The following is a 16,632-nucleotide window of genomic DNA, read 5'->3' as shown; positions in this document are numbered from 1 at the left end:
ACCCAAGGGGTAAGGCGGTAAGAACACCGCACGAAACTCTCAGGTAACGAGGACAGAGATAAGGGAAACTTCCTTATCCTGTCCTTTTTTGCGCTCACATTGTACGTCAGCATTAGGAACCGTCATAGCCGCGCACAAACGCGGAAATACCATATACTATGGTACTAGAACATACAGGGGGTCACACCATGCGTTTCAAAGATGTATTTTCCATTATCGGTCCGGCCATGACCGGACCTTCCAGTTCACACACCGCAGGCGCGGTGCGGCTTGCACGCGTTGCCCGTCACTGGCTCGGGTCGCAGCCTGACCGCGCCCGCATGACATTGTACGGCTCCTTCGCTGACACATACAAAGGACACGGTACAGACCTGGCGCTCATCGCAGGACTGCTTAATTACGATACGGACGACCATCGAATTCCAGATGCCGAGCAATGGGCGGAGCAGGCAGGAATGGACGTGGAATTTGCCGTCAGCGGCCTACCCGCGCCCCATCCGAACACCGTCCGTTTTGAGCTGTGGAAGGGTGAGGATCAGCGCACATTGCTGGGCTCCTCCATTGGCGGCGGCAGCATCCATGTCCAGCAGCTCAATGAATTCCGAGTCAACCTGACCGGGGAACTGTCTACGTTAGTGCTCCTTCACTCGGATAAACCCGGTACATTAGGTGCGGTGACTTCAGCACTCGGCGCTGCCGACATTAACATTGCCTATATGCATGTGGATCGCAAAGGCCGGGATGGTGAAGCACTTACAGCCATCGAAACGGACAGTCCTCCTACGGCTGAACTGATCGCAAAACTACGATCCTTACCACATATGTACGAAATTAAAATGATTAATTTGAAAAAAGGAGCTGAATCTGATGCGATTTAGCCATCTGCATGAAATCAGCGCCATATGCGCGGAGGAATCCACCACGATTGGCCGCCTGATGATTCAAGAGCAGGTACAAGAGACGAATACAACGGAAGAAGAAATCTTCCGCCAAATGTCTGAATATTATGAAGTCATGAAGGAGGCCGTTCATCGTGGTCAGACGCAAGACACCGTATCCCGCAGCGGATTAACGGGCGGCGACGGCAAGCGTCTGGCCGAGTATCTGCGGACAGGGGAAACCTGCTCCGGCGACGCCTCCGCACTCGCCATGGCTTATGCGCTCTCCGTGTCGGAGGTTAATGCGTCCATGGGGCGTATTGTGGCTACGCCCACTGCTGGCTCTTGTGGAGTCATCCCCGGTGTGTTCATTAGTGCGCAGGAGCGGTTCGGCTGGGATGATGAGCATATGGTGCACGGCTTGTTCGCAGCCGGAGCCATTGGCTACGTCATCGCCAATAATTCCTTCATTTCCGGCGCGGAGGGAGGCTGTCAGGCTGAGATTGGCTCAGCCATCGGGATGGCCGCTGGCGCGATGGTCGAGCTACGCGGCGGCACACCTGAGCAGGCCGTTCACGCCGTAGGCCTAGCGCTCAAGAACACGCTCGGTCTAATTTGCGACCCCGTCGCCGGACTCGTCGAGATTCCATGCATCGTGCGCAACGGACTGGGAGCCGTGACCGCACTTGCCGCAGCGGATATGGCTTTGGCAGGCGTGCGCAGCGCCATTCCGTCTGACGAAGTCATTGACGTAATGCTTGAAGTCGGCAGCGCAATGCCATCAAAGCACCGCGAGACCGCCAAAGGCGGCTTGGCCCAGACACCCACTGGCAAGCGTTTGACCGAATCACTGACACGCAACACACGGGCCAAGAAGCATAAGTCGTAGCTTCTAAGCTTTAAAAAATAAAAGAGCAAGCATGTCGTCTCTAGACGTATGCTTGCTCTTTTTCTTTTCAGTCGATTACAGATTACTGAACGGTCACCTGTACCTTCGTCATTTTACCTGCATATTTCACGGTAATTACAGCTTTGCCCTTGCCCTGTGCTTTAATGTTACCGTCTTTGACCGTCGCAACAATAATTCTGGATGAGGACCAGACAGCCGGCTTGGAAACATCTTTTTCCGACTCATCCTTATACGTGGCTGTAGCTGTAACCTTAGCCAACTGCCCTGCCTTCAAAGTCAAGGCGACTTCGTCCGTTTGTAAGTATTTAAGCGTATCAACATCAACAGGCACGCTGATCACTTTCCCACCGAACTTCGCCTGAATGTTAGCTTTACCGTAGCTGACCGCGGTAACCTGACCCTTTTTGACGGTGGCTACCTTATAATTGGAGGTTTTCCATTCAGCTTGAGTTGTAACATCCTTTTCTTTACCATCACTGGATTTAACCACAATCGCAATCGTTTTTTGATCCCCGGATTTCAGTGATAATGCAATGGCATCCGCTTCAATCTTTTGCGCTACGTCTACTTCTACCGTAAATGTAATGGTTTGCTTGCCATATGAAGCAGTGATCGTTGCCTTACCGCTAGCATTCGCTTTGATCAAACCCTCGCTAACTTCAACTACTTTTACATTGCTAGTAGTCCAAGTGGCGTCCTTGGTTACGTCTGTTTTTGTACCGCCACTCTTAACGCCTGTTACTTTCAGTTGCTTCGTTTCCTGAGCGCCGAGTGCAATTACGCGCGAGTCTGTTTCCAGACGATCTACAAGGCCCACTTGTACGTTTATCGTCAGTTTTTTGCCGTTATAGGTCGCTGTAATAACCGCTTTACCGGCTGCTTTACCCGTAATCGTTCCTTTGGACACAGAAGCAATATCTTCCGCGCTTGAAGCCCACTCCGCATCCTGTGTTACGTCTTCCTTGCGCCCATCCGCATAAGTAGCCGTCAGAGTCGCAGTATAATCCTCATTAATATCAATCGTCGCCGTTTTGGAGGACAAAGACAGATCACCAGGTACATTTACAGATACCGTAGCTGTGGCTGTTTTGCCGCCATAAGAAGCTGTGATCGTAGCCTCACCTGTTTTATAACCTGTGACTTCCCCCGCGCTGACAAAAGCGATATCTTCATTGCTGGACTTCCACTCTGCCTTACTTGTGATATCTTCTTCCGTACCTGTCACGTACGTTGCAGTCAGCTTGAGCTTCTTGGATTCCTTGGCGTTCAAGCTCAGCTTGTCCTCGCTCAAATCCAGAAATCTAGAGGTTTCGACATCTGTCTTGATCGAAACTGTCTTATCTCCATACTTAGCAGTCACTGTAGCTGAACCCGCTCCAATGGCCATAATGGTTCCTTTATTCACTGTTGCAATTTTTTCATCGCTTGATGTCCAAGTAGCTTTATCTGTGATATCTGTTACCGTTCCATCCGGGTACACAGCAGATACCTGTATTTTTTTTGATCCATCCAAACGGAGAAAAATGTTGGTTTCGCTGGCTTTCAGCTTATTCGTCTGATCCACATCCACCGCAATCGTAGCGGACATCGTGCCATATTTACCTATAATTGTCGCCTTCCCTGTGCTATAGCCGGTAATAGTGCCTTTCAGAACATCTGCCACGGCTGTATTGCTGGAGCTCCACTCGGCAGACTCTGTAACATCCTGAGTCGATCCATCTGGGAACATGGCTGTCAATTTAACCTTCTCCGTATCTTTCAACAAAAGAGAAACCTCTGATGTACTGGCATCCAGCCGTTTAACCTGCTCCACCTGTACAGCAATCGTTACGTTCTGTTGTCCATAAACAGCCTTAATATTAGCTGAACCTGCTCCCTGAGCAGTAACTAATCCGTTGACTACAGTCGCTACCTTCTGATTATCCGAAGTCCAGGCCGCATCACCTGAAACCTGAGCTGTTGTATTATCACTGTAAGTCGCTGTCAGATCAATCTGTCCTGTACCGCTTGAACGCAAGTTCAGGCTTTGTACATTGGATGTCAGCGCCTTAACCTTTTTCGTTACATGTACCTGAACTGACTGTACCTTCTCCTTATAGGTCGCAATCACAGTGGCTTCCCCTTCAGCTTTGGCTGAAACTGTACCATTATACACTGTAGCAATAGATGTATTATCACTTTTCCAATCTGTGCTGACGGTTACATTCGAGGTTGTCCCATCGCTATAAACAGCCGTTGCCGTCAACGCAGCTGTATCCCCCTGTTGCAAAGTTACCTCGTTAGACGAAAGGACGATCTTGGAAAGCACTGCTTCTGCTGCAGATGCAAACCCTGCATATGATGTAAAACTTGAAATCAGGATGACCAACGCCAGAAAACCGGACCATCTATTCTTCAAAATCTAATTCCCTCCCATTTCAAAGCTAAAAATTAAGGATTTCGTAAAATCCCTACACCTACGTTTTATGTCGTCATATGGAAAAGAATAGTTTAGACTTTAAAGAAAATTTGGTCCTTATTAACTAGAATCGGTATTACCAAAGATCAAATCGTTAAATATACCCTCACTTTTACAAGCAGCTATAAGCTGCTGCACGAATTCTCAAATGGTGGTACTCTTCCATATTGGGATCGAGCTGATGCATATAAACGACAGAGAACTTTTCGCTCGGATCTATAGAAACCCAAGTGCCTGCCATTCCCGTCCAGCCAAATTCTCCAATCGAGCTGTTTGCATGCCCAGCTGCTTTATCCATTAACGTACGCACGCCCAGTCCATAGCCATAACCTGTATGGTATGAATTGGTGAAATCCGTTAGTTGGGCTGTACTCAGATGATTTGAGCGCATTAAATCAATGGTTTTTCTCCCCAATAGCTCCACACCGTTTATCGTGCCGCCATTTGACATCATTTGTGAAAAGGTGAGGTAATCCTTGACTGTCGAATATAAACCTGCGCCCCCACCTTCATATATAGCATCTGGCTGATGATATTCATCCAGGAAACCTTCAATTTTTTTAAGTTTTCCGGCGTCTGTCCGTTGATACATGGAGGCCATCCGCGATTCAATATCTCCACAATAACGGTAACCTGTGTTGTTCATTCCAAGTGGATCAAAAATTTCATCCTTCAAAAATTGTCCTACCGATTTACCCGAAATGACTTCAATAAAACCTGCAACAAGATCGTGTCCATACCCGTATAACCAACGTGTTCCCGGTTCAAATGCGAGTGGAACCTCGGAAAGCGCTTTAATTTCTGTGCGCAGGTCATATTTCCCGTGCTTCTCCTTTAAAGCTGTAATGACCTTTTGCATAGCTTTTCCTGTTTCTGAAAACTCAGAAGCATAAGGAAGCCCCGCACTCATATTGAATATATGCTTAATTAAAATAGGGTTATCCGCCTTATCCATGTAGGTGTACCCGTTAGGAGCAGTTTTGAATACATACGAATCACGATACTCAGGTAAATATTCATACAAAGGCTCATTCAATAAAAATTGTCCGCGTTCGTACAGCATAAGGGCAGCTGCGCATACAACAACCTTTGTCATGGAAAACAGGCGATACACGGTATCTTCAGTAATCGGTTTCCTAGTTTCCACATCAGCATATCCATGATAACCTTCATACAACACTTGACCATTTTGTGCAATGGCACAACCACACCCTGCCGGTCCATTCGCTAAGAATTGTTGCAATAGCTGATCTACCTTGTCAAAACGAGACATATTCATCCCTCCTATTTTTCTTCAAAAGAAACAAGCTTCCCCTACGCTCTACTTTCCTGTTCCAATAAGCTTAACCTGATTCCATGTAAACGCTTTTTCCCCTGCATTTATTTTAACGCTAAACTGGGCAATTACAAAGATGATTTGTCAACATCAGATAGGTTTATACCAACAACTCTGCCACCGTCTCTTTCCAGCGATTGATCACCGATTCCGGTTCCTTGAGACGAACCGTGACACCTGTCAAAATATCCGCATATTGGGCTGAATCTTCTCTGGCTGCAAAAACATGAGCAGCAAATCGCTCACGTACATGCTTGGCCCCGGGCAAAACAGGCAGATGTTCCAGCGACAATCGCACATAATGCGCCTTTCCCCCGGTGAACACCGCAAGCGTTGCCTTCCCAGTACGGATCATGTTGCCTGTCGTGGTCGTACCCGGCCATAGGGCCAGACGCAAATTCCCCTCGTCCAGCGCTACAACCTCGCCCACACTAATCATCGCTATGTGCGGCCACTGATCTTCTGTAACCGTCAACAGCATCATTGCTTCTTGTTGCTTGTGCTCCAACTCCTTGCCGTTCAGCAGCGTGAACAGCTCCTTACCGATCCTTGGCGTCTGCATGAAGTATAATCCCCTTTACATTTGGCCTATAACTTCAAAATACCATAATTTACGGCTACTTACGAACGACCCTATATCCGCTCTGGAATAGGAGGAACATGAGCAGCATCCGGAATATCTTGGGGGTTTACCTTGAACGCCGATTTATACTTTGCTGGATCAGTAATGCTATCCGGTTCTGAGGTTCGCCATGTGAACAGGCATACAGGGCACAACAAAACCTCCCAGGCACCTTTAACCGGCGAATGGGAAACGACTTCTGAACGATTGGACTCACAACGGGGACAAATATGCATCTGTCAGCACTCCTTTAATCTTTCTTTGTTTTTAAAAATATTTAGCGAAGCATTTGACTCAACTTTTTCTCCCATTCCGCTACACCCAGCGGGGAATCGAGCGGCTGCGAGTAATGGCCTCTAATATCCGGTGCTACAGGTGTCGTCGCATCCAGTATCATTTTGTGCGTCATACCTGCCGGATCAGAGCCGGGGTCAAGCGGTAAAATAGACAAGCCAGGAACAATGACAGCATCATGCTTTGGATGAAGCTTGGTGGATAAAGCCCACATGACTTGCGGCAGATTGAACGGATCGACCTTCTCATCCACCACAATCACCAGCTTGCAATACCCCAATCCATGCGGAGTCGTTAACGCACGCATTCCCACAGCCTTCGCAAAGCCGCCATACCGGGTTTTCGTGGAAATAATAGCGACCAGCCCATGCGTATACATGGCATTAACAGCTACGATTTCATTAGGAAAAGCATCCTTAAGCTGCTGAAACAACGGTACACTTGTATTCACACCGATCATATAATCCGTTTCCGTCCAAGGCATCCCGATGTACAGATGCTCAAAGATAGGCTGTTTGCGGTGATATACACGATTAATCTGAACGACTGGCATCGCGCGACCGCCGGAATAGTGACCTGTGAATTCACCAAATGGACCTTCATACTCACGTTCACCTGCTAACACTTCGCCTTCCAAAATGACCTCGGCTCCCCAAGGCAGATCCAGATCTGCATCCTTCGCTTTGACCACACGATAAGACTCGCCCTGAATGGCGCCCGCCATCTCATATTCGGATTGATCGTACAGCAGCGGCGTAGAAGCTGCCGTTGTAATCACAGGCTCACATCCGAGGGCAATAGCCACCTTCAGATTTTCGCCACGCTCCTCAGCCTGACGGATATGGATCGCAATATCATGCTGTGGTACAGGCTGGATGCCCAAACGGTTCTTGCCTTTCACCTGCATCCGGTATAAGCCGACATTTTGCTTACCGTAGGTGTCCGGGTCATCCAGATCGCGTGAAATTAGAATTGCTTTATCCAAATAAAACCCTCCGTCCCCCTGATTCAAACGAAACAACGGCAAAATATCAAACAAATTAATATTCTCCGTAATCTCGACTTCATGAAAAGGAGCGGCTTCTTCCCGCTTCACGGGCACCGGAAATTGTTCATAGCGTCTGGCAAATTCAAAAAACTGCTCCTTGAGCGGCGTATTTTTGGGCATTCCCATCATGAGGGCATGATTGGGCCAGGAGCCCATCACATTCATTGCAATACGAGCATCCGTATATCCATAGATGTTGTTGAAAAAGAGAGCAGGCGTCTTATCTCCAAGATTGTTTAATGCTCTGTTAGCTGCTGCGAGGTCCGGCTCCGGCTTTACCTCATCGCTGATCGTGAGTAATTGTCCCTCCTTTTCCAAGGTGTGTAGAAAATCGCGAAAGTCTTTATAAGCCATCATTCATTCTCCTTCGTCTTTCGATTTCTCAATTCTGGTGCAGCCTGGAGTCATTCTGCTTCATCCCATCCCAGCGTTTGGCTGCGGTTGTGACAATACCGAACTGATCCAATGCGCGAAAAACAATATGATCCACTAATTCCTCAATACTTGCAGGATGATTATAAAAGGCAGGCATCGGCGGCAGGATCATCACGCCCATACGTGACAGCTCCAGCATATTTTCCAGATGGATACTGCTTAATGGTGTTTCTCTGGTCATGAGCAGCAGCTTCTTTCGCTCCTTCAGTATCACATCCGCTGATCGGGTAAGCAGGTTGTCCGCCATACCGATACGAATAGAGGCAAGAGTCTTCATACTGCAAGGAGCGACGACCATACCATCTACCCGGAAGGAGCCGCTAGAAATACGTGCGGCCTGATCCTTATACGAGTAGACTGCATCCGCCATTGCCTCCACTTCCTTCACCGTGTAGCCTGTCTCATAGGGAATGTTGGCAATAGCCCACGGGGATAGCACCAGATGGCTTTGGACTCCAGCCTCCCGTAATTGTTGCAATATACGGATACCAAAGATTGACCCTGTCGCTCCCGATATTCCTACAATGATTTTCTTCATATGTCCCCTTCTTCCATCCCATCGTTTTATGTTCACCCATGCATTACTGTCAAAAATTATACGCCCGTTCCCTGCACACGAAAAATATATATAATATATGTAATGCATACTTTAAAAGTATTCAAATCGAAGCGTTGTTTAGAAATGAGGAGGAATCCCCAATGGACTTGAAGCATCTGCATTACTTTTGCGTCATCGTGGAGGAAGGGCAAATCACCAAGGCCGCCAGAACGCTCAACATGGCCCAACCTCCACTGAGTCAACAACTCAAAAATATGGAGGACGAGCTTGGTGTAAAGCTGATTTACCGTGAAGGAAAGAAGTGGGAAGTTACCGAGGCCGGATATACACTGTATACACGCGCCAAACGATTATTGGCTGAAATGGAGGACACCTGTAGAGAAATTGGGGAGTTTGAAAACAGAGTAATCGGCACACTTGCCATAGGCACGTCATCCGCCTGTATGTCTCTGATTACTGAACAGCTCAGTCACTTTCATCAGGTTTATCCAGAGGTATACGTTAAAATAGGACACGGAGACACACATCATCTGGAAGAGCTGCTGCATCAAAATAAAGTTGATCTGGCCCTGCTGCTGCTTCCGGTAGACGACAAATCGTACCATACGATTGAACTGGAGGGCGTTTCTTTTGTTGCGGTTCTTCCGTGTGAATGGGCAGATCGCCATCCCAGTGGGGAAATTACATTACAGGAAGCTGCCAGCTATGACCTCTTGTTGGGACGCCGAACAGAAGGACACGGACTATACGAAACCGTCATCCGCAAATTTCAGGAACACCATCTTATTCCGCGCGTGGTACTGGACTGTCCAGAAATATCGACCATTCTCTCGCTCGTTTCCACAGGCATGGGAATTACCATTATTCCAGACGCTGGCTTGGGACAAGAATATGGGGACAGATTTCGCACACTCTCCATTAAGGAGCCATTCCCCTTCACACAGCCTGCCGTCGTATGGCGCAAGGATCGTTATTTATCCAATGCAGCTCGCAAATTTGTTGAATTGCTACAAGCTGGAGACACGAAAAAGACTGTTCCCGAGTAGATGCTCTACCGCTCTACTCCTGAAACAGTCTGATGCTGGATGAACTTCCTTCATTCGGTCGTTGATGCCGACTTACTTCACTCCCTGATGCCGATACTCGGTCGGAGTCATTCCACATTTGCGCCGAAACACCTGCGTAAAATGCCTCATATCTTGATATCCAATCCGCTCGGAAATATCAGCCAGCCGTAGATGAGGATCATTTAGCAGCCGCTTTGCCTCTTCCATACGCAAGGAAATAACGTAATCCTTATAGCCTTGTCCCGTCTTTTGCTTGAATAACTGGCTGAAATACACCGGATTTAAAAATACGATTGAGGCCACTTTTTCCAGTGACAGCTCCTCTGTAAAATGAGCCCGGATATATTGCAATGCTACATCAACCGTATGCATGCCCTTGCGGAGGCATTCTCCTGTATCCGCTGCTGCGGCTGCAATCTCCTCTGGTGTTCGTCTTAGTCGCGCTACCTCTTCAGGTATGGATGAGAAATTGTGGTGAACACCTGAACGTGTAATTTGCAGAGGCACTCTGACATAACGCTTCAAATGGGATTCAAGCAACGTCTCTAGCCGTGCAGCCTCTGCTTCATCCCTTAGCCTTGCAATCCCCAGCAGACTATGGCGGTCTAGACTAACGACAAAGCCACTGCCTCCAGCTTCAATGAGCTCGGACAGTACATTTTCAATCATAAAATGCTCCAAATGCGTCTGCTTGTGATCAGGTTCCATGCGAACCATAAAAAGATGGAATTCTGGATAATTTTCGACGAAAGGCTGTATATCCAGCTTACCCGTATCCAGTCCGAGTGCATACCGTTGGAAAACAGCTTCACGCAAATAAACCATATTGGATTTAAGAAGCCTGCCCTCGTTCGCCTGTTGCGAAGCCACGAGCGCTTCGGCTGCTAACATTTCAATGCATTCCAGCAGCTTCTTTTTGCCGATTGGCTTTAACAGATAGTCTTTGGCACCCAGCTTTACTGCTCTTTGCGCATATTGGAAGTCGGAATGGGCCGAAATGACAACCCACTGCAGATGAGGATGCTTTCGCTTGGAAATACGCATGAATTCCAGACCATCCATACCGGGCATCAGGATATCGGTCAAAACAATATCTACAGGATGCTCCGCCAGAATGCCTGCTGCTTCCTCGGTGGAAGCAGCGAGATGAATGCCGCAGGTTGGTAGAGCTTGGCCAATAGTACGCCGAATCCCCTGTCGAATCATATTTTCATCGTCAGCTATCAGAATATTCATGTTTCTCCTCCTTCTGTGGCAGAGGCACACTTACAGTGACTGTCGTTCCGGCCCCTGGTGCGCTAGAGATCCGCAGGCCGTACTCTTCCCCGAACATGTGCCGTAGCCGTAAATTTAGGTTTTGCAGGCCGATGCCTCCCGCCTGCCCGCTGCCCGCCTGTTTGCCGGGTTCTGCCAAAGCGATCTGGACCACCTCCCATCGTTCGTACTCCATTCCTACACCGTTGTCGATGATGTGCAGGCTCAATACACCGCCATACTCCTCCGCTCTGACGAGCAGCTTGCCCCCTGTATCCGCATGAAGAGGCTCCAGTCCGTGCTTCACCGCATTTTCAATCAATGGCTGTAAGGTCATTTTGGGTACACGGATATCCAGCCATCGTTCTTCAATATTGACGTCAACAGATACCCTGCCCTCCAGCCGAGCTTGAATAATGGTGAGGTAGTGGCCGACCTGCTCTACTTCTTCCCGTAGGCTTACATCGGCTCCCTCTTCCCAGTGACTGCTGTAACGGAACATATGGGATAAGGAGAGAACCAACTCACCAAGCTGATCCTGTCCCTTTTCATCCAGCATCCAATAGATCATATCCAGTGTATTGTACAGAAAATGCGGATTAACCTGCGTCTGTAGAGCGTGCAGCTCTGCATTTTTTTCGCTGACCGATGATATACGCACTAACTCAATCAGTTCTGCAATCTGTCTTACCATATGGTTGAAAGAAGTAGCCAACTGGTTGATTTCTTCATAGGATTCGATGTTTACCGTGTGGCGGAAGTTACCTGTCTCTACCCGTTTCATTTCCCGAATAACTCGTTTGAGCGGACGGGAGATGCCCCTGGAGACGATAGAAGCAATTAGCGCCGACACCAAGATGAGTATAGGTGCTACAATAAATAAGTACCTTTGGTTTTGCGCCAGTTCCACGTTCAGATCCTCACTGGGTGTCACACTAATCACCGACCAATCGGCAAACGGAAGTTTGGAAGCGATTACAACTCTCTCATTATTCCGATCTACAATTACATCCTCCTCCGGGACCTGTTGCTCTAGATTTCGCAGATCTGGTGGCGGATCAGAAGAAGTCGCCGATACAATTCGATTTTCATGGCCCAAGAGATAGACCTGACTATTAGTGCTCAGGCGTAAATTGTGGAGTGCGGACAAAACTGAACGCGGTTCAGCCTCAAACAAAACAATACCAATCGGCTTGTGTTCATCCAGATCATAGAGCTGCCGTCCGAACGCAAACACAGACCTGGTTTCCACTTGGTCGATGACAGAGTGAGGATACACACCCAGCCATGCAATTTTGCCCGCCGATCTTCGAATCTCCCTGTACCATTCCGTATGCTCGTAATGAGTATCAATGACATTCATATAATTTCCATAATTGTATACCTTGCCAGTGTCTGTGATGACATGAATGCCGATTAGGTCGTCCCGCGAATAGTAGATGGCTCCAAGGATATTCGTAATCGTACGTTCGTTGATGTAATTGACAGCAGGTAAATCACTATGATCTGTCGTCAGCAGACGAACCAAATCCATATTGTTGCTGATCGACTTGGAGAGACTGTTATAGCTGTCGAGCAGCAATTCGAACAGTCCTGCCGTCTGAGATACATTTTTACGTGCAAGCTCGCTGACCTTATCATGGAACTGCACCGTAGTACGGTTGTAAAATAATAGACTGACCGCCAGCACAATGCCGGACATGCTCAATAGGAACAGAACAAACAAGCGGTATTGAATGGATTGAAAACGGCGCATCATACCTCCGTGCGCTCCTTTCGCATCGGCCGCCTATCCTTTAATCGCTCCCGCTACCATGCCCTTGGTGATTTTTTCGGACAGGACAAAATAAATAATAATGACCGGTAAGGCTCCCATGACTAAAAAAGCACCAATATTGCCGTAGTTCACAGAATACTGGCTGACGAACGTATATACGCCGAAAGGGAGAGTTTTTAGCTTTTCGGACGAGATAAAGGTGGCAGCCATAATGTATTCATTCCAGATGTTAATGAAAGTTAAAATACACACTGTCATGATAGGCGGAATCGAGATGGGTAAGATTACACTGCGGAAGATACGATAAATGCTCGCTCCGTCAATGTAGGCGGATTCTTCAATTTCGTGGGGAATGGACCGCATAAAGCCGGATAGGATGAAGACCGCAATCGGTGTCTGAAAAGCAATGTAGGGTAAAATCAGCGAGAAATACGTATTCAGAATATGGACGTTTTTAAACATCACCATCAGCGGTAGCAGTGTAGCTTGCATGGGGATCATCATCCCGACCAAAAACAACGTCAGCACAACAGCCCCGAAACGCCAGCGAAAACGTGTAATTGCATAAGCAGTCATCGAGCTTAATACAATGACGAACATCATCGTAACCCCGGTCACCAGCACACTGTTTCCTAAATAACGTAAGTAGCTCCCTGATTCATAGGCTTCCTGGTAGTTGTGCCACTGGGGCACTTGAGGGAGTGCAAAGAAGCTTGAACTTAATATCTCTTCATTCGTCTTCAACGAATAGGTCAGCAACCAAAAGAGTGGATACAGCTGCGTGACCACTAAGACGGCCAACAGGGCGAAGACCCCCATTTTCTTCAAGGCGTTCAACAGTCCCATCTCCTTTAGCTTACCTTATTTTCGATACGTTTGAAAACAAAATTTATCACAATTGTAAATGACAAGCAGATCACTACCAGAAACGAAGCCAATGCACTGCCATACCCGTATTTCATAGATAAAAAGGACATATTGTACATATACGTGGATACTGTATCCGTCGCATGGGCTGGTCCTCCCCCCGTCATTACCCAAATCAAATCAAACGATTGCAAGGACCCGATAAAGGCTAATACAATAGATATTTTGAAAATAGGCACAATGAGTGGCAACGTAATGTAACGGTCTGCCTTGAATCCTTCTGCTCCATCAATTTTAGCTGCTTCATACAACTCATTGGGTATATTTTGTACCCCGGTAAACTGGATAAGCAAATGGTAGCCAAAATATTGCCACAACGATACAAAATATAGAGCATACATCGCTATCTGCGGTTCCGTCAACCAAGAGCGTGTCCAGCTTTCCAGCCCGACCGCCATTAAAATGCCGTTCAGCATCCCACCCATCGAGGCCGGATTATAAATTGTCTTCCACAATTGTCCGATAATAACCACCGATAGAATGACCGGCAGAAAATATATCGTTACCAATGTATTTGCCTTACGTACATAACGATTGAGTAAAATAGCCAGCAGCAGACAAAGCGGAATTTCCAGCATGGAAAATACAGCGAACATCATCGTTCGCTTCACGGACGGCCAGAACACTGGATCGGCTGTAAAAATTCGTTTAAAATTAGCCAGCCCCACAAACTTCGCCTCTGCAATTCCGTTCCAATCCAGCAATCCGCAATACACAGACACCAGAATCGGAACAAACACCATACAGGTATACAGCAACAGGCAGGGCAGCACGAAAACGGCAATCGTGCGTGTCGGCACCTTCAGTACATTCATGCTCTAATCTCCTTTGTGTTGATTCGGAGCACCTTCTGGGGAAGCTTAGCCATATGTGATTCCCAATCAGGGAAGGGAACTTTCGCTCCCTCCCCTTGAGTCTGCTTCTTCAGGATTTTACAAAATTCGATTCCAGTCGCTCCAAAGTGTAATATTTAGACGAACTAGGCCATTTCGATCTATACACCCTTCATTGGAAGTCACTTATTGGATGTTTGCAAAAATTCTCAATTATTTATTCGCTTCAAAAGTATTCTGATGTTCCTTCGCAACTTGCGCAGAATCTTCTTGTTGCACAAACAAGTTTTGAATGCTACTTAGATGCGCCTGCGCAATAGCTGGATTCATCGTATTATCAAAAGCGAGGTCCCCTCCTTTTACATTTTTGAACAACTCATTGAGACCAATGGCTAACTCGGAATAACCCGCTTCCTTCAGATCGCCTTTCATTTTCTGACCGCTGCCAATTGCATTCTTCAGATCAAACTGAATCTTGGGCATCTCCGTAATAAAATAGTGCAGAAAGTCCTTTGTCTCCTGTAAATGTTCACTATTCGCAGATACCGCAAACGCGCTACCCGGCGCAATGATATACTCATTCACATTTCCTTTGCCATTCACCGTAGGGAATTGAAACGCTCCGACCTTACCCGCTACCGGGGAAGCATCAATAGAACCTGTTTCCCAAGTACCCATGATATACATCGCAGCTTTTCCTGTTTTAAAAATATTACCGCCTGCATTATAGTCAATAGATGTGGCTCCATCTGGGAAAGCCCCGGCCTGCACCAACTCCTGAAATGCATCCACAGCCTCCACAAAACCCGGGTCGTTAAACGTCTTTTTGCCATCCAGCACATCATTGAGGAAGTTCGGTCCTTCATTCGTACGCAACAGAATATTCATAAAAAGGAGGGACCCGGTCCATGAATCCTTTTCCCCAATAGCAATTGGAGTAATTCCCTTTGCCTTCAGTGTCTTCACCGTTGTTATCAGCTCATCAAAGGTGGTCGGCAACTTTTGAATTCCCGCCTGCTCGAACAGTTCTTTATTGTAAAAGACCACTTCTATATTGTTACCATCCGGAAAAGCGTAAAGCTTACCATCGAAGCTATAGTAATTAAGAAGGCCATCCTGAAACGTATCTTTTAACCCCTCTTTATCAGCTACATCATTTAATGGTGCCAGTAGCCCGGCATCTACGAATGGCTTCATCTGTGCAGCCGGATTTACAATCGTAATATCTGGCACTTCCTTCGCTGCTGCTTGTGTTTTCAGCTTGAGCTTCTGCTGATCTGTATTTAGCGAATCCAATTCAATTTTGACATGAGGATGATCCTGCTCGTATTGACTTACAATCTGCTTTATCATTTTGTATGAAGGGGTGCTCGGATCAGGATTGATGTTTTGAAAGGTAATCGTCACATCCTTCGTTACATTGCCTCTACCCTTTTCCCCTGAATTTCCCGGACTTGCGCTCTGTCCGTTATTACAAGCTGCCAGCGTCAATGCCAAGGCGCCCGCCGCCACAACGGTAAACGCTTTCATTGTTACTCTGCTCATGTTCCTTTTCCTCCTCTGGTTGAAGCATTGCGCAATTTATCCTCCTAGTCGGTGGACACTCAATGCCCGCTTGTTCTTTTCATTATGTTCCATAGAAAAGACGTGAACAATGCGTGAACTTAAGGAGAAGGGTTTGTTTTTTTAAGCCCTCATTTGCGTGCTTCAAAATTCATTCATATCATATCTTGCAATTTATCCAGAAGACAGGCATAATATAAATAACGTCACTGTTTGATAATGATTATCATTATTAAAGATAAATACACATAGACTTTAAAGGAGGCAGGACCGCAGTGAAAGAAACTTTTAGTAAAACCTCCCTGCATATCGATGATTATTTGGATCTTCTCAATCTTGCCGTGCAAGTCGGAGATACAAAGTGGCAAAAGGAAATTACCCGTAAACTTCAAGCCTTAAGTGCCCTCCAGGCAGAAGAGGTTGAAATAGATTAACATCCCACAGTTAATACTGGATCTCAGTTGAAACAGCACGTCAGGCAGTACTGTACAAGGAACAACCAGAGTATTGTAGTACTTTTAACCGAAGGCATGGCATGAGCCGTTCAGGTGACCGATAAATAAATCGGTTATACAAAAGAGGACCATGATCTCAGTAAGATCATGGTCCTCTTTACTTGTTGCTTGGCGGCGTCCTACTCTCCCAGGACCCTGCGGTCCAAGTACCATCGG

The 16,632-nt window shown here is 47.0% G+C and carries 15 protein-coding genes; 4 read left to right on the top strand and 11 right to left on the bottom strand.

Annotation, left to right across the window (positions count from 1 at the left end; all coding sequences use genetic code 11):
* Positions 1–188 precede the first annotated feature (188 nt).
* Both sdaAB and sdaAA read left to right on the top strand, forming a co-directional pair.
* Positions 189–878 (top strand): L-serine ammonia-lyase, iron-sulfur-dependent subunit beta, encoded by a 690-nt coding sequence (sdaAB, locus tag ACN6NF_RS01735; RefSeq protein WP_474314579.1) that lies wholly within the window; start codon positions 189–191, stop codon positions 876–878.
* Positions 868–1,767, top strand: coding sequence for an L-serine ammonia-lyase, iron-sulfur-dependent, subunit alpha (gene sdaAA / locus ACN6NF_RS01730; protein WP_474314577.1), 900 nt, complete (start codon positions 868–870; stop codon positions 1,765–1,767). The genes sdaAB and sdaAA overlap by 11 nt, the downstream gene beginning before the upstream one ends.
* Before the next feature lie 82 nt (positions 1,768–1,849).
* On the opposite strand, the gene ACN6NF_RS01725 is transcribed toward sdaAA, so the two are convergent.
* The 6 genes from ACN6NF_RS01725 to ACN6NF_RS01700 form a co-directional block, all read right to left on the bottom strand.
* Positions 1,850–4,186, bottom strand: coding sequence for an Ig-like domain-containing protein (locus tag ACN6NF_RS01725; RefSeq protein WP_447249672.1), 2,337 nt, complete (start codon positions 4,184–4,186; stop codon positions 1,850–1,852).
* 172 nt (positions 4,187–4,358) lie between these two features.
* Positions 4,359–5,519 (bottom strand): serine hydrolase domain-containing protein, encoded by a 1,161-nt coding sequence (locus tag ACN6NF_RS01720; protein ID WP_474314574.1) that lies wholly within the window; start codon positions 5,517–5,519, stop codon positions 4,359–4,361.
* 163 nt (positions 5,520–5,682) lie between these two features.
* The gene (locus ACN6NF_RS01715; protein ID WP_447249670.1) at positions 5,683–6,144 is read right to left on the bottom strand and encodes a pyridoxamine 5'-phosphate oxidase family protein; all 462 of its coding nucleotides are present in this window, start codon (positions 6,142–6,144) and stop codon (positions 5,683–5,685) included.
* A 71-nt stretch (positions 6,145–6,215) separates the two neighbouring features.
* Positions 6,216–6,440 carry a non-oxidative hydroxyarylic acid decarboxylases subunit D gene (locus ACN6NF_RS01710; RefSeq protein ID WP_016818874.1) on the bottom strand — a complete coding sequence of 75 codons (225 nt, stop codon included), beginning with the start codon at positions 6,438–6,440 and terminating at the stop codon, positions 6,216–6,218.
* 41 nt (positions 6,441–6,481) lie between these two features.
* Positions 6,482–7,900 (bottom strand): non-oxidative hydroxyarylic acid decarboxylases subunit C, encoded by a 1,419-nt coding sequence (locus tag ACN6NF_RS01705; protein ID WP_474314571.1) that lies wholly within the window; start codon positions 7,898–7,900, stop codon positions 6,482–6,484.
* 28 nt (positions 7,901–7,928) lie between these two features.
* Positions 7,929–8,519 (bottom strand): flavin prenyltransferase UbiX, encoded by a 591-nt coding sequence (locus tag ACN6NF_RS01700; RefSeq protein WP_013369033.1) that lies wholly within the window; start codon positions 8,517–8,519, stop codon positions 7,929–7,931.
* Positions 8,520–8,680: 161 nt separating this feature from the next.
* Here ACN6NF_RS01700 and ACN6NF_RS01695 point away from each other — a divergent pair, with 161 nt between their 5' ends.
* Positions 8,681–9,586, top strand: coding sequence for a LysR family transcriptional regulator (locus ACN6NF_RS01695; protein ID WP_474314569.1), 906 nt, complete (start codon positions 8,681–8,683; stop codon positions 9,584–9,586).
* A 72-nt stretch (positions 9,587–9,658) separates the two neighbouring features.
* Here the strand turns inward: ACN6NF_RS01695 and ACN6NF_RS01690 are convergent, their stop codons facing one another.
* From ACN6NF_RS01690 to ACN6NF_RS01670, 5 genes are all read right to left on the bottom strand, one after another.
* Positions 9,659–10,843, bottom strand: a complete 1,185-nt coding sequence (locus ACN6NF_RS01690) for a response regulator (protein WP_025363804.1) — start codon at positions 10,841–10,843, stop codon at positions 9,659–9,661.
* On the bottom strand, positions 10,824–12,620 hold the full coding sequence (locus ACN6NF_RS01685; RefSeq protein ID WP_474314567.1) for a sensor histidine kinase: 1,797 nt from the start codon (positions 12,618–12,620) through the stop codon (positions 10,824–10,826). Before ACN6NF_RS01685 ends, ACN6NF_RS01690 begins: the two co-directional genes overlap by 20 nt.
* Positions 12,621–12,650: 30 nt before the next feature.
* Positions 12,651–13,484, bottom strand: a complete 834-nt coding sequence (locus tag ACN6NF_RS01680; protein ID WP_474314565.1) for a carbohydrate ABC transporter permease — start codon at positions 13,482–13,484, stop codon at positions 12,651–12,653.
* A 5-nt stretch (positions 13,485–13,489) separates the two neighbouring features.
* Entirely contained in the window at positions 13,490–14,380 is an 891-nt protein-coding gene (locus ACN6NF_RS01675) for a carbohydrate ABC transporter permease (protein ID WP_474314562.1), read from the bottom strand.
* A gap of 231 nt (positions 14,381–14,611) precedes the next feature.
* The gene (locus tag ACN6NF_RS01670; protein WP_474314560.1) at positions 14,612–15,943 is read right to left on the bottom strand and encodes an extracellular solute-binding protein; all 1,332 of its coding nucleotides are present in this window, start codon (positions 15,941–15,943) and stop codon (positions 14,612–14,614) included.
* Between the two features lie 293 nt (positions 15,944–16,236).
* Here ACN6NF_RS01670 and ACN6NF_RS01665 point away from each other — a divergent pair, with 293 nt between their 5' ends.
* Positions 16,237–16,395 (top strand): hypothetical protein, encoded by a 159-nt coding sequence (locus ACN6NF_RS01665; protein ID WP_474314558.1) that lies wholly within the window; start codon positions 16,237–16,239, stop codon positions 16,393–16,395.
* Positions 16,396–16,632 lie beyond the last annotated feature (237 nt).

The sequence above is a fragment of the Paenibacillus sp. TSM33 genome, from assembly GCF_056099025.1.
The sequence above is the reverse complement of the archived record's forward strand: the minus strand, read 5'-3'. Positions and strand labels throughout refer to the sequence as shown.